This window comes from Bacillus sp. JK74, assembly GCF_053663395.1.
The window spans coordinates 71774-97454 of sequence record NZ_JBSJQB010000001.1; the positions used below are offsets into that span (position 1 = coordinate 71774).

Consider the following 25681-nt stretch of genomic DNA (forward strand, 5'->3'; position numbering starts at 1 on the left):
GCTTCTGCCAAGTCGATTTGGTGATAAATTGGTTACAATTCCATTTCAATATCCGCTTTAAAACCGTTTCCTTCACTTGTGTCGATTTTCATCCGTCCGTCAAGTGCACGGACGCGTTCCTTAATACCCGAAAGACCCATGCTCATCGACTGTCCGCCGCCTTCTTCCTGATTGCAGCCGACACCGTCGTCTTCATAATGGAGAATCACTTTATTTTGAATGCTGATCAGCATAATCAGCACCTCATTCGCCTGTGAATGCTTCATGGCGTTCGAAAGAAATTCCTGAATAATGCGGTACAAATTCAGCTGGGTATCCAAATCCAGCGCCGCCGTAAACCGGCCCGTATTCAGACGGATATGAAACGGCGCACGCTCCTGCTGCTGCGCGGCAAGCTTGGATACCGCCTTGACCAGACCCAAATCATACAGCAGCTGAGGCCGAAGCTCATGGCACGTCTCCCGGGTCATCAAAATGACATCCGACATCTGCTCATTCATCTGATGAAGCTTGTCCTGCACCTCTATGTGGCAAGGCTCTTCTTTCTTAAAATCGGCCAGAAACAGCTCACACTGGCGCTTCAAAGAAATCAAATCCTGCAGCACCGAATCATGCAGATCACGGGCCAAATCCGAACGCTGCTTTTCCTCGATCGTAAACATCAGCTTTTTGAGCCAGACCGGGTTTGAGCCTTGTTGTTTTAGGTTTTGAAGGTGATCCATAAGTTCCTCAATTTGCAAAACGTTTTCCATCGATACACTGGTATAAAATGATAACGTCTTCAGCCATGAAGTCTCATCCATTGTAAGTTTCGGTGTATTTATGCTTGATAAACAAAGCAAAACATAAGAACTTGTTCCTCTCTCGCCAATTTTCATGAGGAACCCTTGATTAATCTCAATGATTTTGCCGATTTCCGAATTGACCTTTTCAAATTTGTCTTTATGGGGATACCAATTTGGTTCTGTACTTTGTTTGTCAAAATACACAATTTCTCCGCCAGAACTAATTTCAAAAATATAAGCTTTGCTTACTGGCAAAACATCTAAAATCGTCGCTTTAAGATGTGTGAAAACTTGGTTCAAGACTGACACACTTTTAATCAATTGTGTGTATTTAAAAATACTGTCTTGATAATTATACTTTTCTGAGAAACGCTTTAAGCGAAACTTATAGTCCAGCACTTCTTTAAAATAAAAAACAGAAAGCATAATCAAAAAAACAAACAAGGTGATTTGAAAAGTATTAAAATCTCTATTTTTGTTCATAAACACAACAAAAACCCAGACAATTCCAATTGTAGGAATAACCGCTAATAAACAATAATAACGCAGGCGCCCCAGCAAAAAATCAATATTATATATCTTATTAACAACAAACTGATATACCAGTGCTAACGGTATAAGCAAAAGAAAAGGTGCAGTGATTACCGCACTATATACATATTGTCCAAAGATCACAAGAGGAACAATATATAATAAAGTAAAAGGTAAGAATGCAATGGTATTAGATACTAATAATACTTTTAACAAATAAGCAAAATCTTTTTTTCTATGCTTTATTTGATAAAGTATAAGACATACATAAACCACCATCATTTCAAATAAAAAAGTTAAGAGATTCAGGCTTGTAATTACATCATACTTTATATGTTTCTCAAAAAGTTCACATATGATATTCACTAAAGGTAGATTATATAAAATTAAAATATAAATCCCTCGTGAAAATTTCACGTTTAATTCTTTAAAATATTGGTACAGGAAATTAAGATACAGAACAGGCACTGCTAAAAATGTATAAAGATTAATGTAACGATTTATAGGGTAACCCCTTGTCACTCCTCCGGCACTTAAATAAGCAATAGATATACATAGCAAAAAACAAATCAGAATATATGCCGATATGCTGTCTTTCTTTAAGTTAACTCTAAAGATGTAAAAAATACATATTAAGCTTAGTAAATAAAAAATACTTGGTACAATATATGAAAAGAAACTGTACGGGCTATCTAAATAGATAAATTCAAAGTTATCTAATTTAATTAACTTATCATTACGCACAACTTTTAATTGTCTAACTTTAGCTAGGTAAGAGCCATAAATATTTTCTTTATTTGGTTTATGTCCATTTATTTCAACAATTTTGTCTCCAATTTCCAACCCCATTAATCTTCCATAGGAAGACCTTGTCATATCAACGACTTTCAGTTCTTGATTAGAAACTTGAACGACATTGGTACCTATAATTATTCCATTTTGAGTATAATATATTACAAAAGTAAAATAGAAAATACTAAACAATAATAAGGCAACCGAAAAAAACTTTAAAAACTTCTTCAAAATACCATGGTTCACTTGTTTTTTAAGTACGCCAAGCAGGATCATCATTCCCTATTTTAAATTTATTGTTAAAGATTTTAATAATATCAGGAATAAGCGAGTCAGGAATACTTATTAAGCTCACTTCTCCCCTTCCTAGCTTTTCCACAACCTCTGGATTCCTCATTAAAAAATTTACGATGTCTTGGTTCATAATGGTGCGCCCTCATTCAATGATTTATAATTGAAAAATTCAAGTTTAATATTGAGTTTGTTTAATTCAGTCATTATTTTATCCTCGTATACTTTGATCATAACCGAAACATATTGAGTCACTCCGGCCTCCCAAAGTTTTTGTTTAAATGAGTTTATATCAGATAGCAATAATTGATACTCCCTGTTTGAATTCATTATATTGAGGATTGATACTGACATCGGGTTAAATTTTCGTTTTAAGTATAATAAAACTAAATTATTTCTTTTTTTATTAATATCACTGCGTTCACTATTAAACAACCCTTGATAATCATTCTCTATTTGTTTCACAATCCCCATAAAATAGGAATAATTCTCAACAGTTTTGTTGTACTCTCCGCACGCAAGCATAGTCCCTAAAACACATGGCATCGCAATAAGTGAACCTGATTTATGTTTTATCATTGCGAGACATTCTTCTTCCGTTTCAGCCGAATTCTTTAGGTCATCATGCTGCCCTTGCATAGCCTCTAATGCATAATTTAAAGCTAAGCGAGAAAAGTCAGAAACTGTACAAAGAGAATTAATGAACTGTATACTAACTGTATAGAGAGTAGTTGAGGCATTTAACGATACTGAGCGATCTATTTTCATCCAAAGAGCACTTCCATTGTCCTCATCTTCATGATCATCTAAAATATCAAATGATAAGATTAACAATTCAATTCCTGCAGCCAGCATCTCTATTTCTTTGAGATTTGCTCCTTGAAATGCTATGTAATGCTGATATGCCAGGTTTCCAAAAAGGAAGGATTCTTTGTTTTCAATGAAAGAGCATAGCAGACTGATCAAATCTGAATTGTAAAGATTATCATTTACAATTTCCTTCATCTTCTCTTTAATCGTTTCGGCATCTAAACACATTTGCTCAATAATTGTCTTCACCCTCCCATTCTATTTTACTAAATGCAGGTGATGAAAGACAGCAGGTTTTTCGTTTTTTAACAATCGTATAATACTTTATCCATGAAATGGATAAAAAATGCACAAAAAAAAGACTTGTTTCCAAGTCTTTTTAAGAAATTTTCATTGCATATGAGAATTTATCGAGCTGATCAATGCTTTTGTTAATGTTTCGTAATGAGTCGGTTGTTTCTCTGATATCATTTTCAAGTCGGAATAATAATTGCTTTACTTCTTCTAATTTGTTTTCCACCGTTTCCACACTCCTTTTTTTGAAAGATCAATGAATTGTGTATGGTGAACGAGTCCTAGGTATTTGATCTGTTACTAATAGTGTAAACGTTTTTGCGGGATTTTTCACCGAAAAGTATGTGTAAAAGTATCTGCGTGACACCGCAAACCATGGTAATCCCATAGTCCCGAACAGGGCATTTAGCGAACAGGACTATATAACTACCATAAAGGCAGACGTTTAGGATAAAGCAGACCAGTCTGGCGGTTCTGCTGTTTTTTCAACGGTTTTCCGACAAACCGGCAGGGACTATAGTCCCTGCCGTCGCAATTTCAAAACAGAATGGGCGAACAGCGTCGCATAACCACCGACAAACACCGAAAAGACCGCAACCCCCGCATTGTGGTCTTTTTGCATGTCATAACTCGTTATCACGCCGCCTATACTCATGTATAACGAATGTTTTCTCAGGAAGGAGGCCGCCGTATGCATTATGTGTATCCATGCTGCCCTGTTTTCGCCGCGCCATACCGGCATCCAGCGCCCAGTGCCCCGGTTCACGCAGATATTTTGACAGCGTCCGCAAAAGAAGCTGCGGGCATGCTGGAGGATGCGCGCCTGCTCCTTGCGCGGCTGTCGGCGTCAAAAGAGCTTGCGCGCAGCATCCTCACCGCAGCGCAATCATCTGACACCGCAGCGGTCAAGCGGCTCATTAAGCAGACCGGCATCAAAAATGACTTTGACGTGACGTATAATCCCGACGGCATCCGTGTCAGTCTGATCAGAGAGCAAAGCAGGTTTATCATCGCCCTCAGGTGGTCGGCTTAAAGCGGCTCAATCGATCAGCTGCCGGCACCATTCGATCGCCTGTAAGTAACATTCATACGCTTCTTCTTTGTTCAGTTCTTTTCCCCACTCGTCGCAGTCCCAGTTGTTGCATTCAATGGCTTTGACGAGCGCGAGCATCTTATAATAATCGTTTTCATAACCGAGCAGCGCCTGTCCGACTTCATCGATTAAAGGCAGTTCTTTGATGATATCCTCCAGCTCCCTGTGGAGAAGCGTATCGATGAGCGAAAACATGCCGATCAGCATGTAAGAAGAGGGCTGGGGCCTTCCGGTTCTTTTCGCCAGCAGTTCGCACAGTTTGGCCCTGATTAAGGAAATCTTAATGATTTCTTTTTGGCTTGAGTGGCTTTTCGCCGTTAAATCTCTGAATGAAAGAATGTAAATCAAGCGCTTAATCTCATTCAGCCCGAGCATCATGATAGCCTGCTGGATGCTGTCTATCTTTTTTTTCAGCCTTGTTTGCGATCCGTTTAAAAAACGCAGAATCTGATACGATAAGCTGACGTCCCGCTCTATGTATTCCGTCACGCGCTGTATATTGGGCTGGTCATTGTTTAATTCGCTTAAAAGCTGGTAGTAAGAATGAAAATGAAACGTCAGATCATTTCCGCTGATGACACGCGGTTCACTGAAAAAATATCCTTGAAACAGGTGAAAGCCGTCTATGGCCGCCTGTTTATAATCTTTTCTCGTCTCCACTTTCTCCGCTAAATAAATCAGACTTTTACAGCTGTACGTCTGAATGATTTTTTTGCGCTCCAGACGCGAGGATTGCAAAAAGTCGATTTTTAAAATATCAATATATTTCATCAGCTGTTCCACTAACTCTTCATTTTCCGGATTGATGGCGTAAAAATCATCAAGTGCTAATGTATATCCTAATTTCTTCAGCTGTCTGCATCTTGAGATGAGTGCCGGAGTGATCGGTATGTCCTCAAGAATTTCGATAATAAGCTGGTCAGGATCAAAGGAGGTAGGGAGATCTGAAAACATCAGGCTTTCTGTAAAATTCACAAAGCAGCGTTTCCCCTCAGTCAGCTTTTCGATTCCGATGTTGATAAAGCTGTTAATAATGAGATCCGTCGTAGCTTTATCTCCGTCCGCGGCCGAATAACGGTTCTCTTCGCTCTCCCGGTAAAGAAGTTCATAAGCAACAACCTGTTCGTTTCTGTTGAAGATAGGCTGTCTCGCAACAAACACCTTCATTCATTTACCCCCTTAGATGCGGCCTTCGAACATAAGTATATCAAATAACTTGACGAAATTTGTCTAAATGTGAAAAATATTATCACAACAAAAAAGCCTTTCCAGAGATAGGAAAGGCCGCTTTGTTTTCTATTCAAGTTCCCGTTTCAGCTTGCTTTTGATTTCATGAATCCGCTGCATCTTGTTGCTCCAGCAGTCTTCGCTTAAATCGACCGGATATTCTTCCGGCTTGCTGATCCGTTTGTATTCCTCCCACAGAAGTTTGAGGTTATCCTGCACGTATTGCTGGATGTCGGTAATTTCGGGATTATCATAGCATAAAACGCCGTTTTCAAAGATCGGCTCATGCAAGTCTTTCGCATAGAAATCAGTGACGAATTTGCTGACGAACGTGTGGACGGGATGGAACATTTTTAAGCGTTTCTGATCATTTACCCGCTCGTCATAAAGCGCGATATAATCACCTTCCGAGTGGTGATTCAGCTTGTTGATAATCCGGTATACTCTCTTTCTTCCCGGCGTTGTCACTTTTTCAGGGTTTGACGAAATTTTAATGGTGTCGGTCAGTTTGCCGTCCTCTTCAATGGCGACAAGTTTGTAAACCGCGCCGAGGGCCGGCTGATCGTATGCGGTAATCAGCTTCGTGCCGATGCCCCACGTATCGATTTTCGCTCCTTGGGATTTCAGATTTAATATCGTGTGCTCATCAAGATCGCTTGAAGCAATGACCTTTGCGTCTGTGAAACCCGCTTCATCAAGCATTTCACGCGCTTTTTTTGACAGGTACGCCAAGTCCCCGCTGTCCAGGCGGATGCCGATGAAGTTGATCCGGTCGCCGAATTCCTTTGCGACTTTAATCGCATTCGGCATGCCCGAACGGATCGTATCGTACGTATCTACGAGAAATACGCAGTCTTTGTGGGTCTCCGCATATTTCTTAAATGCCGTATATTCATCGCGGTACGCTTGTACGAGCGCATGAGCGTGCGTGCCGGATACCGGTATATTAAAACGCTTTCCTGCTCTTACATTACTCGTCGCGCTGAAGCCGCCGATCAAAGCCGCTCTCGCTCCCCACATGGCCGCATCCATTTCATGGGCGCGCCGCGTTCCGAATTCGAGGGCGTCTTCGTCACCGACAACGCCTTTAATGCGGGCCGCTTTCGTGGCGATTAATGTTTGGTAATTCACAATGTTAAGCAGAGCCGTCTCAATCAGCTGCGCTTCAATCAGGGGCGCTTCGACCCGCATAATCGGTTCGTTGTTAAAAACGAGCTCGCCTTCTTTCATGCTGTAAAGAGATCCGGTAAAAGAAAGATCCCGTAAATAATCAATGAAATCATCAGCATAGTGCAATTCCGTTTTTAAATAATTCAGATCGCTGTCGGTAAATTTGAAGTTCTCCAAGTATTCGATTGCTTTTTCTAAGCCCGCAAATACCGCATAGCCGTTTTCAAAGGGAAGCTTTCTGAAAAAAAGCTCAAAAATCGCTTTTTTCTCATGAATGCCGTCTCTCCAGTACGTTTCGGCCATATTAATTTGATAAAGATCTGTATGTAAAGACAAACTGTCGTCTTTAAAACCATGCTCCACCAAAATTGTTTTCCCCTTCCTTACTCTGCCACTTGCGCTCCGATGCTGTTCTTAAAATGGGACAGGGCCCATTCATGCCCTTCCGGATTAAAGCTGGCCACAGCGTTTTGATGAATGACGATCTGAAAGCCCTTGTTGTAGGCGTCAACCGCCGTGTGAAGAACGCAGATGTCGGTGCACAGGCCCGCAAGATGCAGCTCAGTGATCTGCCGTTCCCGCAGTTTCAGCTCTAAATCCGTTCCCGCAAAAGCAGAATATCTCGTTTTTTCCATATAATTTACGTTTTTTGCGTGTTTATGTTTCTCATAAAGAGGCGATAGCCTTCCGTACAGCTCTTTGCCCTCCGTGCCGTTAATATTATGCGGAGGAAACAGGTGTGTCTCGGGATGAAAGTCATCGTCTGCATCATGCGAATCTACCGCAAAGACAACGTAATCACCGTTTTCTATAAATGCTTGCGTCAAACTGACAATCGTATCTTCAATCTGTCTCGCGGGTTCTCCGCAAGTTAATGCCCCGTTCTCAGCTGCAAAATCATTCGTATAATCAATGCATATAAATGCTTTTTTCATAGCCGGCCTCCCCGCCATTCATATGAAAACCATTATATCCTATCTCCACTTGTAAGTGAATTGGCATTGTAAAATGACAAACGGTGTTTTGCCCTTTTAAGATTTCAGGAGTGAGCGCTGAAAAATGTCATCCTGCACGTAAATGCCGTCAAGGTTCACGGCATAATCGGCGGCAAAAACCAGGCCGAGCGGCGTTTCGAATTGAAGGTCCGAGATGACGGAGCTTCGGACACCGGCAAGTGCGGCAAGCTTCATATATGGTGAATAAGCATGATACGGGAGCCTTCCGTTTATATAGAGCACCGCGTCTTTTCGGCTTTTCAGCGCCTGTTTCACTTCTTCATACGGCTGCTTTTGCAGCACCTGTCCCTTCGTCAGGGCAATGATGACTCTTTCACGCAGCGAGCCTAAAAATAAATGGCGTTCATCCGGTTTCGTCTGCAGAGGGCCGTACATCCCCTGCTGTAAATAAAGGTCAACCGTTTTGTCGCTCATCGGCCTGTCCCTCCCAGCTTGTTTTACAATTATCGCCCCGGACGGGACGCGGTAAACCGTTTTCGTTACATTTCAGCCACCCAATGGGAGATCTTGCCGGCGAGCTCTCCGGCGGGTTCTTCTTCAATCAGCTTGCTGAATGATTGTAAAAGCCGCTGCGCCAGCGCCTTTTTCTCTTCCTCATAGGAAATGATCGTGCTCCACTCAAGTTCCGGAACGGCTACAAGGGTATGCTGTTCTTTTTTATTTTCATGCAGATATACATCACCGATCATTCCGGACTGCACGGTAATATTCGCTTTTCTGATTTTCATAAAACATTCCCCTTTTATAAAGACTGATTCTATTATACTACAAAAAAGCGACAGCCTCCTAAAAGGAGGCTGTCACGCGTTAAACCAATCAGGTTCGTCAAACACATCGATGTCTTCAAAGCGCGTTTTGCTGAATTTATTAGTAATTTTGACAAAATCTCCGGAATGAAACGCCCCTGCCCCCGCGCCTGAGTGGTCAACGGCTTTGGGAGAAATGGCAAACACGTCACCGAAGCTCGCCGCAGCGTCTCCGGCTAAACTCATAATATAAATCGGTCCCACAATTGCAGGCATACCCACACCTCCGCTTTTCTTTACAGCATTTTATGCGCTGCACCGGGAGTTGTGCCCGTTTTTATTTCGGCTTGCGGCTGTCTTCGAGCTTTGACCGCTGACGAAGTTTGATAAGCCGGACGATATTTAAGACGAAAGCTTTTAAAACTGCGTAAACCGGCACGGCCAGAATCATTGCGAGAATGCCGCCGAAACTGCCCGCTCCGATAAGCAGAAGAATAATGGTGAGCGGGTGGGTATTCAGCCGTTTCCCAATCACAAGCGGAGAAAGCAGGTTCCCGTCAAGCTGCTGGACGACAACGACAACAATAACGGCAAAGAGCGCCTTAGCCGGCGAATCCATAAACGCGATAATCACCGCGGGCGCCGCCCCGAGAAACGGCCCCAGGTACGGAATGATATTGGTGACGGCGATCACCATCCCGAGAATTAACGCATACTGCAGGCCGATGATCCAATATCCGATAAAGCATGCCGTTCCGACAAAGAGACAAATCAGCAGCTGGCCTTGGAAATAGGCGGCCAATGTGACATATAAGTCGTTAAATATTTTCCGACCTTCCGCCCGGTAGGAAGAAGGCAGGATTTTGACCGCCAAGAGCGGAAACCGCCGGCCGTCCTTCAGCATATAAAACAAAATGAACGGAACGGTGATCACGACAAGCGTGATATTCGTAACGACGCCGAACACGGCCGACAGGCTTGCCGTAATATTTTGCGGAAGGCTTTGTAAAAATCCCGTCAGAGACTGCTGGATTTTTTCTATCGACACATAATCCTGCGTCATCATCCACGTAAACCATTTGGAATGGGATAATTGCGCAGTCAAGACTTGAATCTGATGAATGTAATCAGGGAAATTGTTAATCAGCCCCGTGACCTGGGAAGCCACAATCGGCCCGATGGCAGTGAACATAAAGGCAATCAGGCCTATGAAAACGAGATAAATGAGCAGGATCGCCAATGTCCGGGGGATTTTTTTCTCAAGCAGGCGCACGATCGGATTAAAAATGAAAAACAAAATGCCTGAGATCAAAATCGGAAAAAACAGAGTGGTGATAAAACCGAAAAACGGCTGAAAAATAAACGAGACTTTCGTTGATACGTAAATAATGAGCAAAACGAGCAAAATTTGCAGCGTCCAAAAATGGACCTTTGATTTCAACAAGCGGTTTCCTCCTATTGTCATGTGAACTTGTACTGTGATTGTACCAAAAAAAGCCGCCGTGCATCTATGTATCTCAAAAAAGAAGACGCACCGGGGTTCTATAGTGCCGCCTCCGGTTTGCGCCTTTTCGGGCTGTTACACGCGTTCGGTATAATCAGGCATGACGGAAACCACATGGCGGTTTCTGATATAAAATACACGGTCATGCGTCTCTTCAATGGCGATGTGATCCGGAGTGGCATCAATCAGCCGTCCTCTGACAATGCGTCTGACGGTTTGAATGATAAACCTTGAGCCGATAAGCTTATGGATGGTCTGATAAACGTAAGGATCCACTAACGAGACGATTTGCGGGCTTCCTTGATGGGCCATTTTCGCTGATCCCCTTTACTATGTTTTCCTTCAGCATATGCAGCGGACAAAGGCTTTGACACAGTACGTCTATCGGAGCGGAAAAGGTGTTAGTGAGCATGCGGAGTTATGTAAGCGGAAAAGGCCGCATGAGTGGCCTAGACTGAGCTTCTTATGGGATATTGGGCTCGGTCAATTAACTGATCAAGCTTTTGGATTTGTTTGAGCGCGGCCGTGTGATCCATTTGGCGGTAATGGTGATGTCCGCCGGGTTCTTCATCGAGTTCATCCGCTTGTTTCACGATTTGCTGGAGCGTATTCTTGTCCAGTTCGCCTTCAGGCAGATAGGAATCGGTGTGAAGCAGAATCGCCAGCGCAATGTCCTTCGCCGCTTTCGGTTCTTCACCGAGCCGGATGAGCAGCTTATGCGCCCGTTCCGCGCCTTTAATGGCATGGATATCGTTTCTTCTGTACTTTTCATAATCCCATTTGCCGTCTGTGTACCATTCATAATGGCCGACGTCATGCAGTAATGCCGCTTTCGCCGCCAGATCCGGGCTGACACCTGCTTTTACGGCAAGACGGTATGCATGAAACGCGCAGGCGATCGCATGGGCGACACCGGAACGCTGTAAATACTTTTGTGCGATTGGATGGGTGAAGACATCCATTAACGTTACATTTCTCATGGAAACCCCTCCTTCATATATTTTTAGAATCCTAACATAAATCGAGAAGAAACTCAATTCATCTGATACATTTCTTATACCCCTTATATGTTGTTTCATTCATCATATGCCGCCGGACCCCTAAGTGATTGTACAAACAAAAAAAGAGCAGCGTGAAAGCTGCTCTACAAAAATTCTTTGATATCGTATATCCGTCCGTTTTCCGGCTCGCCCGCGATCAGTGAGTGAATGACGCCGGCGATGTATTCAGGACTTCTGAGGTTTTTCGTTTCTTTCAGATTGCGGAACCGTTCGATGTCATGGAAATCTTCTTTTGACGAAGAACGGATGACAGCCTGCATGTCTGTATCCATCACTCCCGGCGAGAATGAGATCATGCGGACCGGCAGCTCTTCATCTTCCTGTTCAAACCCGAATGTTCTCGTAAACATATCAAGCCCCGCTTTTGAGCTGCAATATGCGCTCCAGCCTTTATAAGGATTTTTCGCCGCGCCCGATGTGATGTTGACAATTGTTTTGCTGCCGCTGAACGCTTCGAAACGCTTTGTGAACATTTGGCTGAGCAAAACGGGCGCCGTCAGATTAAGGGTGTAATGGCGGTTCAATTCTTCGGCGGAAGCCTCTTTCGCCCGCTTGATCGGTTCCACCATTCCGGCATTGTTGATCAGTGTGACGGCGGAGTACCCCTTCTCCTCTGCTTGATCAAGAATCGCCTTCATCTGCCGCCCGGTATCTGCGAGATCGGTTAGATCAACACTGTATTCTGTCAGTCCCTCGCGCTTTTCCCCGCTTATCGTTCTTGAAAGCGCGGCGACTTCGGCTCCTTCTTGAAGCGCCTGTTCCGTAAGCGCCCGGCCCAAGCCTTTTGACGCGCCTGTTATAAGAAAAAACTGCATGAAACTCCTCCTTTTTTTCTTATTTTACGGGCTGTCTTCCCGCAAACACAAGCGATCCGTTTACCGCCTTGCCTTTTCCTGCGCCGTGACTTTCGGGATCAGATAGATCATCGCCGCAATCCCGAGGAGGATCAAGACGGCATAAATAACAGGAAGCAGATAAGAAGTCTTTTTCTCTTCCGTTTCCATATCTGCTATAGAGTGTTACCGGTAAATCATTATCTTTCAGTCTGAAAAGCAAGATGGTAAGATCAAGATATGAAGCTATGAAAAAGTAGGGATACAGATGACCAATCCAAAGGATCCATTTAAGTACAGTTTCGACAGACTTGAAGATGTTGCCGACCATATCAGTGAAGTTCTTCAATGCCCCATTACAATAGAAGACGTTAATCATAAACTGCTTGCATACAGCACGCACAGCGATTGTACAGATCCGGCCCGGACGTCGACGATTATCGGGCGGAGGGTGCCGGAAAAAGTCATCAACAAACTGTGGAAAGACGGAACCATTCCGGCCCTTTTAAAAACGGACCAGCCGATCAAAGTGAAAGAAATTGACGAGGTGGGCCTAAGCAACCGCGTGGCGATTTCCATCTGGAAAAACAGCCAGGTTCTCGGATTTATTTGGGCGCTTGAGATCAAAAAAAAGCTCAATGACGAAGATCTGAAGACACTTCAGCTGGCCGCCAAAGCGGTGCGGAACAAGCTTTTGCACCTGCAGATCCGCAAAACGAAAATCGAAGAGCGGGGCCAGGAGTTTTTTTGGAAAATGCTGACCGGCCATATTTATCAGGAAGCCGAGATGGCCGAAGGGTTTCATAAGCTCGGAATGGCGCTGCCGTCCGTGTTCAGCGTCATGATCATCCGTTTACATGATGAGCTGACTGAAAAGACGGAACAACAGCTGCAATATTTGCAGGAAACGACACAGCAGATTCATGTCATGCTGGCGACTGTTGATTCAAATGAATTAATCTTATTAGCCGCGCCGAAAACCGATCAGCCTTTTAAAGATTTAAAGCACTTCGCTCTTCATATTCAAAAACAGCTGAAGGAACGATATAAAATTGAGGATGCGTCGATTGCTTTCGGCGGTATTTACGAATCGATTTCTTACGTTTACCGATCCTATCAGGAAGCGCTTTCCGTATTAAAAGCGAAAGAGCGGTTTGTGAGAGAAACCAAACACCTTTTCAGCTTTTCTGAACTCGGCATTTATCAGTACCTTGATGTGTTGGATGAAAAACGCAAGCACAGCGGCTATATGAACTATTCCCTGTCAAAGCTTGAGCAGTATGACAGGGAGCACCAAGCCGATATGGTAAAAACCCTCGAACATTTTATTGATGCCGACAGCAACGTCAACACCGCCGCTAAAGCGCTTAACATCCATGTCAATACATTGAATTACAGGCTGAAAAGAATCAGCCAGATCGCAGAAATCGACTTAAAAAATGTGAATGAGAAGTTTACGATTTACCTGGATATCAAACTTCGCAGCATGGGTTCGTGAAATTTCACAAATCCGTGTTTTTTTATTTTCTGTTTCAAACAAAGAATTTTCGCAAAAATCGCGCTACACTTGAAGCATCACACAAACATTGGGGGAAACAGACATGATTATCGGGGTTCCAAAAGAAATCAAAAACAATGAAAATCGAGTGGCATTAACACCTGGAGGCGTTTCACAGCTTATCGGAAACGGCCATCGGGTTCTTGTGGAATCCGGAGCGGGACTCGGAAGCGGCTTTACAAATGAAGATTATGTATCAGCAGGGGCGGAAATTCTGGAGGACAGAAAGCAAGTATGGGATGCGGAAATGGTCATGAAGGTAAAAGAACCGCTGGCTGAAGAGTATGCGTATTTCCGTCAAGGTCTGGTCTTGTTCACTTATCTTCATTTGGCCGCAGAGCCGGAATTAGCTAAAGCGCTTACAGAAAAAGGCGTGACAGCTATCGCGTACGAAACGGTAACGGACGGACGTTCCCTTCCGCTGCTTACGCCGATGTCCGAAGTGGCCGGCAGAATGGCCGCGCAGATCGGGGCACAGTTTCTTGAAAAACCAAAGGGCGGAAAAGGAATTTTATTAGCCGGCGTACCGGGTGTATCCCGCGGAAAAGTCACGATCATCGGAGGGGGCGGTGTCGGAACAAATGCCGCGAAAATGGCTGTCGGACTCGGTGCCGATGTGACAATGATCGATTTGAACGCAGACCGCCTGCGTCAGCTTGATGATATTTTCGGGCATCAGATTAAAACATTGATGTCAAACCCTGTAAATATTGCAGATTCCGTCGCGGAAGCGGATCTTCTGATCTGCGCCGTGCTCATCCCGGGAGCCAAAGCGCCGACTCTCGTTACGGAAGAAATGGTTAAACAAATGAAACCGGGTTCCGTCATTGTTGATGTTGCCATCGATCAGGGCGGCATTGTGGAAACCGTCGATCATATTACAACCCACGATAATCCGACTTACGAAAAACACGGCGTCGTTCACTACGCTGTCGCCAATATGCCGGGCGCCGTACCGCGTACGTCTACGCTCGCATTAACGAATGTAACCGTTCCTTACGCGCTGCAAATCGCCAATAAAGGCGCGGCACAAGCCATTGCAGACAGCCCTGCGCTTAAAGCGGGCTTAAATACGGCTAACGGACATGTCACGTATGAAGCGGTAGCCAGAGACTTAGGCTATGACTACGTGCCTGCTGAAAAAGCAATGCAAGGTTCGGCTGCAAAAGCTTAATAGAGATGAAGAGGACAGCCTGATCAGCGGGCTGTCTTTTTTTCTTTCTCACAAAAGGAAAAACGGCCCCCTGTCTCGAATATCAATTCATATCCCGGAAGAAAAAGGAGGATTCATATGGCTGTTCAGCACTATGGTGTATTAAAAGGCACTGTGTTAGATATGAAAAGGGAAACAGATGATGATTCTCCGCATTTTCAAGTCGAGGTGCTAGGCGAGCCTGATACGCGCTATCGCTGTGCGATCAATGTCATGTCAAGTTCAAAAGAATCAGAGGTTCTGTATGCGGCACGCGATCATTTTGACGCAAGCGCGATCACCCTGCTGCCGAACATTCCGTATGGATATACCCCAATTGATGAAACCAGCCGTGAGCTGGCGCTGGATTATGTCCGCGGCGGATTGTTTGATCCCCGGAACATGGTGCCCCTCCCGCATGAAGTCACCGGTCCGGATAATGACTTAAATGACTTTATTGAGACGTACATGCAAAAAGCCAAATCAGAAAAAGCCACCGTCTATATTTACGGCTCTAAATTTGGGCCGGAGCCGGGCGCTGATAAGATTTTCGGGTTCAAGCCGACAAACGGCATGCATAATATTCATATGAATCAGGGAAACCCAATTGATACACGCTGGAAGAAGGATAACGGAACGTGGCACGACGGCGGTATTTTAATCCAGTTTGCAGACCAGTGGGCCGCGGTCTTTTTGGCTTTTCTGTCTCAGTCATGGTGCACGGATGAAGAAGGCCACCCTTATACATTTTGTGATCATACACAGCTTAACGGCTGATGTCCGCATAAAAAGCCTGCCGAGATAACGGCAGGCTTTTCTTATTACATTTTAGCGGCTTCGGCCCGATTCAGGCTTTCCGGCCTCATATCACGCCAGTTTGTTTCAATATATTCGAGACAAACGGGGCGGGTTTCATTCGTCAGGCGGGTTTCCCAGCCGTCCGGCACATCCAGATAGGCCGGCCACAGTGAGTACTGGCCTTCAGCATTGACGAGCACATGGTATGAACCGTCTTCCCGTTCAAATGGGTTTGTCATATCATCTCTTTCCTTTCTTTACCGGACTGTACGCCGTCCGTTTAATTTCTCTGCCAGAATCGCGCCGATGTCGGCAAGCGGGCCCGGCTGGCACATATCTTTATGGCGGCAGTCTAAGTCATACCGCTCGATTTTCCCCGTAATATACGGTTTCCAAGTATCCGGCTCAATCGGGTCAAACCACTCCGGAATAATCGTGGATCTGAAGAACAGCACATCTCCGTGGAACGGCTTCGGCTTGTATGTTCCTAACAGCCCGACAGAATTAACGTACGTGTCTTTCAGATTCATCATCACTGACTCGTCCAGGCTGGCTAATGCGCTTCCCTCACGGCGGAGAATGGTCAGTGCGGTGTCAAAATCAAGCGGCTGATCCCCGAGGCTGTCCGGGTCGTACCCTCCCAGGGCAAGCAGCGCAATGACCGCTTCCTCGTCATCAGGCGCATTTTTTATCGGCAGAAAATGATTCGGATACGCGTCAAGCATCACCAAAAGCGAAACCTCTTCGCCCCGGCTCTGTAATTGTGTCGCCATGGCCTGAATGACATTCCCTCCGAGAGACCAGCCGAGCAGACGGTACGGCCCTTTCGGCTGCACGGTGCGGATTTTTTCAATATAATCCGCCGCCATGTCATCTAAGCTTTGCGGAAGCGGTTCTTTTTTTCCGATGCCTCTCGCCTGTAAGCCGTATATCGGATAATCAGCCTCTAAAGAAGACATCAGCCCGGCATAACACCAGCTGAGACCGCCGGCCGGATGGACACAGAACAACGGTGTTTCTTCTCCTGCCGTTCTGAGCGGAAGAAGAACATCAAGCGCGCTTGTGCCCGTTCCTGACTCAAGTCTTTCAGCAAGGCTTGCCACCGTAGGAGCTTCAAATAATGTTCCGATACTGAGCTCGGCTCCCATCGCTTCCCGAATACGGCTCATTAAATGAACCGCAAGCAAAGAATGGCCGCCTAAATCAAAAAATCTGTCATCAATACCGACACGCGGCAGATGAAGCACCTCTGCGAACAGCTCACACAGCATTTCTTCCTGCGGCGTTCTCGGTCCCCGGCCGGTGACCTCCGTTTGGAAGTCAGGCGCAGGGAGCGCTTTTCGGTCAAGCTTTCCATTCGGTGTCAGCGGCAGTTCATTCATTTGGACAAAAGCTGACGGAATCATGTAATCCGGCAGGCTTTCTTCGGCAAACCGGCGCACGTCCCCAGTGTCCAAGGTGCTGCCGGCAGATCGGACAAGGTAGGCGGCCAGCCGTTTATCTCCCGGCCGGTCTTCACGGACGACTGCGGCGGCATCCTCGACATCCGGATGTTTGACGAGAACCGCTTCGATTTCCCCCAATTCAATCCGGAAGCCGCGGATTTTAATCTGGTGGTCCGCCCTGCCCATATAATCAAGAGAACCGTCCGTCCGCAGACGGGCTAAATCCCCCGTCCGGTACATTCTCGTTCCCGGCGGGCCGTACGGATCAGCCACAAAGCGTTCGGCGGTCAGACTTTGCCGCCCTAAGTAGCCTCGTGCCACGCCCCCTCCGGCAACATACATTTCGCCCGTGATGCCCGGAGGCACAGGCTCCAGCCGGTCATCAAGCACATATACGTTCAGATCAGGAATGCCGCAGCCGATGAGGCTGTTTGCTCTCAGTTCGGCAATGTTTTTGTCTAATTCAAGGTAACTGACGTGCACCGTCGTTTCCGTAATGCCGTACATGTTCACAAGCACCGGCTGATTGTCCGCGTGGCGGCTGTACCAATCCTCAAGCCGGCTCAGCTCAAGCGCCTCGCCGCCGAAGATGATATATCTGAGTGCGAGCTGACGCCCCAGCTCTTTGTGTTCTTTTTCCGCATGCATCAGCTGGTAAAACGCTGACGGCGTTTGGTTAAGTACGGTCACTCGCTCTTTCACGAGGAGATGCAGAAACGCTTCCGGCGATCTGCTGATGTCATGCGGCACGACGACGAGACGTCCGCCGTGAAGCAGCGGCCCCCATATTTCCCAGACAGAGAAATCGAAAGCGTAGGAGTGAAACATCGTCCACACATCATCAGAATTAAAGTGATACCAATGCCGCGTCGACTCAAACAGCCGGATAACATTGCTGTGCGGAATGATGACACCTTTCGGCACACCGGTTGATCCCGACGTGTAAATGACATAGGCCGGGTGAAGCGGTGACAGCGGACGAATCCGGTCGGCATTCTCAGGGTTCGTGACGGCATATTGCCGAAGTGTTTCCTTATTCTGCGGATCATCCAGGATGAAGGCCGGCATGCCGTTTTCGCCAGAGAGCTTACTTGCGCCTTCACGATTGGTGAGCATAAATACAGGCTTGGCATCATGTAACATAAAAGCGATGCGGTCCGCGGGATAATCAGGATCAAGCGGCAAATACGCTGCCCCCGTCTTCAGGACGGCTAACAGCCCGACAATCATATCTAAAGAACGCGGCAGCGCCAGTGCGACAAACTGCTCCGGGCCGACGCCGCGGGCAATCATCATGTGGGCGAGCTGATTGGCTCTTTCATTCAGCTCTTGATAAGTGAGTCCGCTCTCTTCAAATACTGCCGCCGTTTCATCCGATTTTGCGGCGGCCTGTATTTCAAACAGTTCAGGCAGTGTCTGCCGAGGCTGAATATGCTGTTTTGCCTGTTTAACCGGCAAAAGCTTCCGGCGCTCTTCATCAGAAAGAATGGTTAAGCTTCCGATCGGTTTATCCGGATGTGATGCGGCATCTTCGAGCAAAAGAAGCAGGCGTCCGGCAAGTGCTTCAGCCGTTTCTTTTCTGAATAAGTCCGTACTGAACTCCAGCAGGCCATCAATACCGGCAGGCGTGCCGTCGTCATGGCGCTGTTCAGCCAATTCCAGCGTCAAATCAAATTTGGACGATCCGACACTGCTGATTTGCAGGCTTGTTTCCATATCAGGAAGACTGAGTACAGGGTCAGGCGTATTTTGGAATGCGAGCATCACTTGGAACAGCGGATGTCTTGACCGGGAGCGAACCGGATTCAATTCTTCCACGAGACGTTCAAACGGCACGTCCTGATGTTCATATGCTGCGAGATTCATTTCCCTGACCCTTTCAAGAAGCTCACAAAAGCTCGGATCGCCAGAGGTATCGGTTCTCAGTACGAGTGTATTAATGAACATACCCACAAGGTCTCCTAATGCGTCATCACTGCGGCCGGCTATCGGACTGCCGATCGGAATATCGGTTCCCGCCCCGAGCCGGGTCAGCAGTGCGGAAAGCCCTGATTGAAGCACCATAAACAGGCTTACGCGCTGATTTCTGGCAAGTGAGAGAAGACGGGCATGAAGCTCTTGGCCGATGTTGACCGGAATGACGCCGCCCCTGTAGCTTGATTCAGCGGGACGCGGAAAATCAGACGGCAGCTCCAGCTGATCCGGTACATTTTCAAGCGTTTTCTTCCAGAAATCCAGCTGGCGCGCAATTAAGCTCTCAGAATCAGACGCGCTGCCTAAAAGCTGCTGCTGCCAAAGCGCATAATCAGCATATTGAACCGCCAGCGGCGCCCATTCAGCTTTTTCACCTGTTTTCCGGGCGATATAGGCTATGGATAAGTCACGCATGAGCGGATTCAAGGACCAGCCGTCGCCTGCGATGTGATGCAGGAGAACCATCAGCGTATATTCGCCGTCACCAAGATCAAACAGCTCAGCCCGGACGGCCGGCTCTTTAGCGAGATCAAACCGGTATCGTGCCGCAGCGGCAAGCATGTCTTGGAGCTCGTTTTTGTCTGCTTGTGTCACTGTAAACACAGGGCGGGCTTCTTCAGCAGGTAAAATGAGCTGATGGGATGATCCCTTATTTTCCGGAAAAACGGTGCGCAGGCTTTCATGACGGCTGACAACATCGTAAAAGGCGTGTTTCAGCGCTGATTGGTCAAGCTTGCCTGACATGCGGACAATCACCGGAATGTTGTAAGTCGGGCTCGGCCCTTCAAGACAGTAGAGAAACCAAAGACGCAGCTGCGCAAATGACAGCGGGATGTGCTCCGGCCGGTCAAACGGCTTGAGCTTAGGGCGCGCACTCTTTGCGGTGTCAAGCTGTGCGGCGAGCCCGGCAACGGTCGGCGTATCAAACAGACGGCCGATGCCAAGCTCTGCGCCCATCGTCTCCCGGACCCGGCTCATCAGGCGTCCGGCTAAGAGCGAATGTCCGCCCAATTCAAAGAACCCGTCATCAATTCCGACCCGCGCGAGACCGAGAACTTCGGCAAACAGATCGCATAATATTTCTTCCTGCGGCGTCCGCGGCCCTCTGTCAGACAGGACAGCGGAAAAATCAGGTGCAGGCAGAGCGCTGCGATCGAGCTTCTTATTCGGCGTCAGCGGCAATTCTTTCAGCTGTACAAACGCGCCCGGCACCATATAATCCGGCAGGCTTTCGCCTATATATTCACGAAGTCCGCCGATATCAAGGGGCTGATCCGCGACAGCATAAGCCGCCAGCCGCTTATCTCCCGGCTGGTCTTCACGGACAATGACGGCGGCCTGCGAAATACCCGGGTATTTCGACAGCACTGACTCAATTTCTCCTAATTCTATCCGGAACCCGCGGATTTTAATTTGGTGATCGGCTCTGCTGATATAATCAAGCGAGCCGTCCTCACGCCAGCGCACGAGATCTCCCGTCCGGTACATCCTCGCGCCCGCGGGTCCGTACGGATCGGCAATGAATCTTTCAGCTGTTAAATCAGGACGATTATAATAACCTCTGGCAAGCCCCTCGCCCGCTATATAAAGCTCGCCCGCAATTCCCGGCGGGACTGGCTGCAATGCGGCGTCCAGCACGTATACCCGCGTGTTCCAAATCGGCTTTCCGATCGGAGGGGCCCCTGTATGGTCTTTTGCAAGCGGCTGTGCGGCCGACCAGATTGTTGTTTCAGTCGGCCCGTACAGATTCGTCACCGTACAGCCTGATTCAAGCAGAGCATGCATAAGCGCGTTCGGAAGCGCCTCACCTCCGACAAGCACCTGCAGCTCCCGGAGTGAATCCGGTTCATTGGTGACTAATGAATGCCACAATGTCGGCGTTGCCTGCATGATTGAAATACCGTATGAGTGAATCATGTTCGCAAGCGCCCGCGGTTCCTGAATCGTCTCTTTACGTGCGATGACGCACCCCGCCCCGCTGATGAGCGGAAGGAAGAGCTCAAGTCCGGAAATATCAAACGCCGCAGTCGTAACGGCAAGCAGGCGGTCTTGTGCGCCGAGCGGGAACATTTCCCGCATGGATAAGAGGAAATTGCTTACGCTTTTTAATGTCACGACTACGCCTTTCGGTTTGCCCGTTGAACCCGATGTATAGATGATATAAGCGGGGTGCAAAGGCGAACATTCCGCCTGAGCGGGACAGTCAGCATTTTGAGCGGCAACGGTTTTTACCGTATCGGGGTCATCGAGAATGATCCTTTTTGCATCACTGTCTTCCGGCATGCGGCCGGATAATTCCATCGTTGTAATCAGGCATGCAGGCTGTGCATCTTTGAGCATGTATGTGATCCGCTCAGAAGGAAAATCAGGATCAAGCGGCAGGTATGCGGCTCCCGTTTTCAAAACGGCCAGCATGCTCACGGCCAACTCCTGTGACCGCGGAAGCAGCAAAGCGGCAAATTGTTCCGGTCCGAGCCCCTTTTCCTTTAGCATGCCGGCAAGCTGGTTCGCGCGCTTGTTCAATTCAGCATAGGTGAGCTCTTCGTTTTCGGTGATGATTGCCGGCCGGTCCGGTGTTTTTACGGCCTGTTCGTAAAACAGCTCCGGCAGACTTTTCTGCTTCCCGGCCTTGCGCGTGTCATTCCAGCTTTCCAGTACGCAGAGACGTTCACTTTCAGGCAGAAGGTTGAGTGTGCCGATTTTTTGTGTCTGGTCTTTCACAGCGGATTCCAGCAGAAGCAGGAATCGTTTTTGATGGTTTTCAATATCTTCGGCGCTGTACACTTCCGGATTCGCATCAAAGTCCACACGCATTCCGCTTCCGTCCGCTCTGTCGTAAACGTTAATTGACAAATCATCAACGGGCCCGGCTGATAAGTTATGGACGGTGCCTGGCGCTCCGGCGAAATCAAGCGCATAGTCAAACGGCATCACATTGACTTGCGGGCCGAACAGCCTGCGATTTTCTCCGAGCAATTTAAGGTCGCGGCGCATGTCTTCATGGCGGTATTTCTGATGGCGCCGAATGTTTCGGATTTCTTTTGCCACTTGGCTGACGGCCTCATGAAAATTCATATCCGGTCGGAGAGAAAGCCGCAAAGGCAGAAGATTCATGACCATACTCGGAATATTCAGTGAAATCGAGCCGATCCGCCCCATCATCGGTAAGCCGAGCACGATATCCCCTGCGTTTGTCATCCGGTGGACATATACCGCCGCTGCGGCTGTGACGGCTTCATGCCAGTTCGGAATCGCTTTTACATGCTGCAAAGCCGTTTCAGAAAGATAAGCCGTGCTTCTCCGAAAGCTTGTTGACGTTCTCGGCGCTCTTTCTGCCAAACTGACGACATCAGGTTCATCCGCAAATTTCTCCATCCAAAATTCCCGATCTTTCAGGAATTGATCAGACGCGCGGTATTCTTGATCTTCTTTTACCAGCTCCTCCAAAGAGCCGAAGGAGCGCCCGTTATCCGGACGTCCTTCCCGTATTGCGGTGTACATTTGCGCCGTACGCCGTGCCAGCAGTGAAAAACCGTAGCCGTCTATCGCAATGTGGTGAATGCGCTGATACCAGAAAAAGTGTTCCGGTCCCGCCTGAAATAAAATGTCGCGGAACAAAGGCCCGGCCGCCATATCAACGGGCTCAGCCAAATCTGTCTGCATGAGTCTGAGTGCGGCCTGCTTCGGATCAGCTTCTGAACTCACATCTATGACATCGATCGCAGCCTCAAATGGAGGATTGATGATCTGCTTCGGCCCGTCTGCTCCCTCTTCGAAGCGGGCGTGTAATGACGCAGCTTCCGTCAGCACGCGTTCGAGAGCGGTTTTAAATATGTTCACATCGATCGCGCCGTTTATCTCAACGTACTCGCCTGTATTGTAAATCGGATTATCAGGATCAAGCTGCTGCGCAAACCAGATACCGGCCTGTGCGCCTGTCAGAGGCAGCTGTTGTGTATCATGCATTCTATTCTCTCCCTTTATAAATAATCTGCGTTCGGCAAGACTTTTTGAGATCGGGAAGAAAGAAGTCTCCACCACTCTTCCAGCGTCGGGTTCTCCGCCAGTTCCACAAACGTCACTTCAGCTCCGTCACGGCGCCATTGTTCGACAAGGCTCATGATTCTGACGGAGTCAAGGCCTCTGTCCAGCAGGTCTTCATGATCCGGAATATCAGACGGTGATTCTTGAAGAATCGCCGCAATTTGTTCCCGCACCCGGTCTTTTGTCAATACGGCGGAAGTCTTCCCTTCTCCTTCAGAAACCGGCGCGCCGCCCAGCAGCTCCAGCACTTCGTTTGTCAAAGCCGTGTAAGCGCAGCGCTGAGACGCATATTCGATGGCCATCTTATGTTTTTCTGAAGAAAAATCAGCAACGGCGTCTCCGATAAAGAAGCTTTGGATATCATCCATAAATGCTTCACAGGCTGTGACGAGACAGCCGATGTGTGCATAAATTCCCGTAATCATGAGCTGGTCTCTGCCGCTTTCACGCATGATGTCAAGGAGATTCGTCCGTTTAAACGCGCTGTATCTCCACTTTGTGAGGACAATGTCCTGATCATCCGGGGCAAGCTCCGGAATGACCTTTTCTTCATAAGGCCCGCTTTTCAGCCCCGGCCCCCAAAAATCCGTCAGCAGCGCGCGGTCCGCCGGGTCTTGGCTGCCCGGCTGCGCGGTATACACCACCGGAATGCCGAGTGCTTTGCATTGTTCTTTTATTTTTTTGATATTCTGAGCCGCCTCCGTGATCGGAGCCTTCCCTTTCTCAAAAGCATCGACGAAATAATTCTGCATGTCATGGATCAGAAGCACCGCGCGTTTCGGATTCAGCGTCCACGATACTTTATTTTCAGGCATATCTGACGCTGTCGGCAGCGCATATGCGGGAATAGACGGTATAGCCAATGTAAACACTTCCTTTTTTTAAGATTGTTTGATTTCAGCCGGCTTTACTTTTTGGGCGATCGTTTCGCGAAGATCCTTTTTACTGACCTTGCCGACGCCGGTTTTCGGGAAAGAAGCGATAAATTCAATCCGGTCGGGGATTTTATATGCCGCCAATCCGCGCTCACGTAAAAATGCTTTCAGCTCTCCCGGTTTCGGCGCTTCTCCTTTCGGGATGACGAACACACAGGATCGCTCTCCAAGGAAATCATCCGGCATTGAAACCATGGCCGCATCATGAACGGCAGGGTGCGCAAGAAGGTGATTTTCCACCTCCTCAGCGGCTATTTTTTCACCGCCCCGATTGATTTGATCTTTCGCACGTCCTTCGACGATGATATAGCCGTCCGCCGTCAGTTTGACGATATCGCCGGTCTGATAAAATCCGTCGGCTGTGAATGATCTTTCATTATGTTCAGGCGCTTTATAATATCCGCGAATCGTGTAAGGGCCGCGTGTAAACAAATGTCCCGCTTCACCGGGGGCGACATCCCGCCCGTCATCGTCTAAAACCCTTACCTCATCAAAAGGTGACATCGGTCTGCCTTGCGTATTGACAATGATCTCTTCAGGATCATCCAGTCTCGTATAATTCACCAATCCTTCCGCCATTCCGAAAACCTGCTGAAGGGTGCATCCGAAAGCGCTCTTTACGCGGCGGGCCGCCTCAGCACTGAATTTGGCGCCTCCCACCTGCAGCACTTGAAGGCTTGATAAATCATCACTTCGCGAACCGGATGCGTCCATCCACACCATCGCAAGCGGCGGGACGAGCGCTGTAATCGTGACACGTTCTTTTTCAATTAACGGGAAGCAGTCATCCGGACTCGGCGTCGGTGACAGAACAACCCGGCCTCCGGCATATAAAGTTCCCAGCACACCCGGCGAGCTGAGCGGATAATTATGCGCTGTCGGCAGAGCGGCCAAATAAACGCTGTGATGATCCAAGCCGCATATTTCCGCGCTGAGGCGCAAACTGTATATGTAATCGTCGTGTGTTCGCGGAATAAGCTTGGACAGCCCCGTACTGCCTCCTGAAAGCTGTAAAAAGGCGACTTCCGCCGGGCTTACCTCTTCCAGCTGAACAGGCTCTCTATGCAGGCTGCTCAGTTCCTGAAACTCTTCAGCTTCGCCGGCCACAATGACATGCGCCAAATCCGGAAGTTTGTCTTTCACCTGTCTGGCCAGCGCCCTGTAATCAAAACCTGAATGCGTATCAGGAATGATGTATGCTTTCGCCTCTGCAAACTCGCAGAAATACGTAATCTCACTGCTTCTATGAGAAGGCAGCGCGAAAACGGGCAGTGCTCCGAGGCGGAACAGCGCGAAAATCACTTCAAAAAACTCAGCGATATTCGGCAGCTGCACGACAACGCGGTCTTCCTTTTGAATTCCGAGCTTATGCAGCCCCGCCGCTAAACGATCGGCCCTTTCATCTAATTCTTTGTAGGTCCAATGTACATCTTTACACGTCACGGCAGTTTGATTTCCGTATAAAGCCGCACGCTCTTTCAGCATTCCTCCGAACGTCTCACCCTTCCAGCAGCCGTCTTTTCGGTATTTGTCAGCCCATTCTTCCGGCCATGGCGTAAATCCAGTCAGCACGATCCGTTCC

22 protein-coding genes and 1 pseudogene are annotated in these 25681 nt (G+C 47.7%); 4 read left to right on the forward strand and 19 right to left on the reverse strand.

Features of this window, described 5'->3' with window-relative positions; all coding sequences use genetic code 11:
* Positions 1-32 precede the first annotated feature (32 nt).
* From ACWJJ5_RS00375 to degQ, 4 genes are all read right to left on the reverse strand, one after another.
* Positions 33-2384: a sensor histidine kinase gene (locus ACWJJ5_RS00375; RefSeq protein WP_454022246.1), complete on the reverse strand. Its 2352-nt coding sequence runs from the start codon at positions 2382-2384 to the stop codon at positions 33-35.
* Complete coding sequence (gene comX, locus ACWJJ5_RS00380; RefSeq protein ID WP_045208751.1) at positions 2362-2532, reverse strand: competence pheromone ComX; 171 nt, start codon at positions 2530-2532, stop codon at positions 2362-2364. Before comX ends, ACWJJ5_RS00375 begins: the two co-directional genes overlap by 23 nt.
* Positions 2529-3458: a polyprenyl synthetase family protein gene (locus tag ACWJJ5_RS00385; protein WP_454022103.1), complete on the reverse strand. Its 930-nt coding sequence runs from the start codon at positions 3456-3458 to the stop codon at positions 2529-2531. Before ACWJJ5_RS00385 ends, comX begins: the two co-directional genes overlap by 4 nt.
* A gap of 130 nt (positions 3459-3588) precedes the next feature.
* On the reverse strand, positions 3589-3729 hold the full coding sequence (gene degQ, locus ACWJJ5_RS00390; RefSeq protein ID WP_003152043.1) for a degradation enzyme regulation protein DegQ: 141 nt from the start codon (positions 3727-3729) through the stop codon (positions 3589-3591).
* Positions 3730-4194: 465 nt separating this feature from the next.
* On the opposite strand from degQ, the gene ACWJJ5_RS00395 reads away from it, so the two are divergent.
* Positions 4195-4536, forward strand: a complete 342-nt coding sequence (locus ACWJJ5_RS00395; protein WP_014305721.1) for a hypothetical protein — start codon at positions 4195-4197, stop codon at positions 4534-4536.
* A gap of 6 nt (positions 4537-4542) precedes the next feature.
* Here the strand turns inward: ACWJJ5_RS00395 and ACWJJ5_RS00400 are convergent, their stop codons facing one another.
* From ACWJJ5_RS00400 to essA, 11 genes and pseudogenes are all read right to left on the reverse strand, one after another.
* Positions 4543-5763, reverse strand: coding sequence for an EAL and HDOD domain-containing protein (locus ACWJJ5_RS00400; RefSeq protein WP_003152038.1), 1221 nt, complete (start codon positions 5761-5763; stop codon positions 4543-4545).
* Positions 5764-5892: 129 nt separating this feature from the next.
* Complete coding sequence (locus ACWJJ5_RS00405; protein WP_014305722.1) at positions 5893-7359, reverse strand: nicotinate phosphoribosyltransferase; 1467 nt, start codon at positions 7357-7359, stop codon at positions 5893-5895.
* Positions 7360-7376: 17 nt separating this feature from the next.
* Positions 7377-7928 (reverse strand): cysteine hydrolase family protein, encoded by a 552-nt coding sequence (locus ACWJJ5_RS00410; protein ID WP_025853916.1) that lies wholly within the window; start codon positions 7926-7928, stop codon positions 7377-7379.
* A gap of 96 nt (positions 7929-8024) precedes the next feature.
* Complete coding sequence (locus ACWJJ5_RS00415; protein ID WP_003152031.1) at positions 8025-8423, reverse strand: YueI family protein; 399 nt, start codon at positions 8421-8423, stop codon at positions 8025-8027.
* Positions 8424-8488: 65 nt separating this feature from the next.
* Complete coding sequence (locus tag ACWJJ5_RS00420; RefSeq protein ID WP_003152028.1) at positions 8489-8737, reverse strand: YueH family protein; 249 nt, start codon at positions 8735-8737, stop codon at positions 8489-8491.
* A gap of 72 nt (positions 8738-8809) precedes the next feature.
* Positions 8810-9031, reverse strand: coding sequence for a spore germination protein (locus ACWJJ5_RS00425; RefSeq protein WP_003152026.1), 222 nt, complete (start codon positions 9029-9031; stop codon positions 8810-8812).
* 61 nt (positions 9032-9092) lie between these two features.
* Complete coding sequence (locus ACWJJ5_RS00430; RefSeq protein WP_014418769.1) at positions 9093-10199, reverse strand: AI-2E family transporter; 1107 nt, start codon at positions 10197-10199, stop codon at positions 9093-9095.
* Positions 10200-10334: 135 nt separating this feature from the next.
* Positions 10335-10571 (reverse strand): DUF2642 domain-containing protein, encoded by a 237-nt coding sequence (locus tag ACWJJ5_RS00435; protein WP_003152023.1) that lies wholly within the window; start codon positions 10569-10571, stop codon positions 10335-10337.
* 137 nt (positions 10572-10708) lie between these two features.
* A complete protein-coding gene (locus tag ACWJJ5_RS00440) occupies positions 10709-11239 on the reverse strand; it encodes an HD domain-containing protein (RefSeq protein WP_003152022.1) in 531 nt (176 codons plus the stop codon).
* Positions 11240-11403: 164 nt separating this feature from the next.
* Positions 11404-12135, reverse strand: a complete 732-nt coding sequence (locus tag ACWJJ5_RS00445) for a (S)-benzoin forming benzil reductase (RefSeq protein WP_007408685.1) — start codon at positions 12133-12135, stop codon at positions 11404-11406.
* A 60-nt stretch (positions 12136-12195) separates the two neighbouring features.
* Positions 12196-12339, reverse strand: a pseudogene (gene essA / locus ACWJJ5_RS00450) (type VII secretion protein EssA); the annotation flags it as partial.
* An 82-nt stretch (positions 12340-12421) separates the two neighbouring features.
* Between essA and ACWJJ5_RS00455 the strand changes: the two are divergent.
* From ACWJJ5_RS00455 to ACWJJ5_RS00465, 3 genes are all read left to right on the forward strand, one after another.
* The gene (locus ACWJJ5_RS00455; protein ID WP_070082292.1) at positions 12422-13651 is read left to right on the forward strand and encodes a PucR family transcriptional regulator; all 1230 of its coding nucleotides are present in this window, start codon (positions 12422-12424) and stop codon (positions 13649-13651) included.
* Positions 13652-13754: 103 nt separating this feature from the next.
* Positions 13755-14885, forward strand: a complete 1131-nt coding sequence (ald, locus tag ACWJJ5_RS00460) for an alanine dehydrogenase (RefSeq protein WP_070082293.1) — start codon at positions 13755-13757, stop codon at positions 14883-14885.
* Between the two features lie 117 nt (positions 14886-15002).
* A complete protein-coding gene (locus tag ACWJJ5_RS00465) occupies positions 15003-15680 on the forward strand; it encodes a YukJ family protein (RefSeq protein ID WP_039254039.1) in 678 nt (225 codons plus the stop codon).
* Between the two features lie 44 nt (positions 15681-15724).
* Here the strand turns inward: ACWJJ5_RS00465 and ACWJJ5_RS00470 are convergent, their stop codons facing one another.
* From ACWJJ5_RS00470 to ACWJJ5_RS00485, 4 genes are read right to left on the reverse strand one after another with little or no spacing between them, the layout of a single operon-like run.
* Entirely contained in the window at positions 15725-15940 is a 216-nt protein-coding gene (locus ACWJJ5_RS00470; RefSeq protein WP_070082294.1) for an MbtH family protein, read from the reverse strand.
* 18 nt (positions 15941-15958) lie between these two features.
* Positions 15959-23086: an amino acid adenylation domain-containing protein gene (locus ACWJJ5_RS00475; RefSeq protein WP_454022104.1), complete on the reverse strand. Its 7128-nt coding sequence runs from the start codon at positions 23084-23086 to the stop codon at positions 15959-15961.
* A gap of 14 nt (positions 23087-23100) precedes the next feature.
* Positions 23101-24027, reverse strand: a complete 927-nt coding sequence (locus tag ACWJJ5_RS00480) for an isochorismatase (protein ID WP_003152006.1) — start codon at positions 24025-24027, stop codon at positions 23101-23103.
* An 18-nt stretch (positions 24028-24045) separates the two neighbouring features.
* Positions 24046-25671, reverse strand: a complete 1626-nt coding sequence (locus ACWJJ5_RS00485) for a (2,3-dihydroxybenzoyl)adenylate synthase (protein ID WP_031378404.1) — start codon at positions 25669-25671, stop codon at positions 24046-24048.
* Positions 25672-25681: the final 10 nt, after the last annotated feature.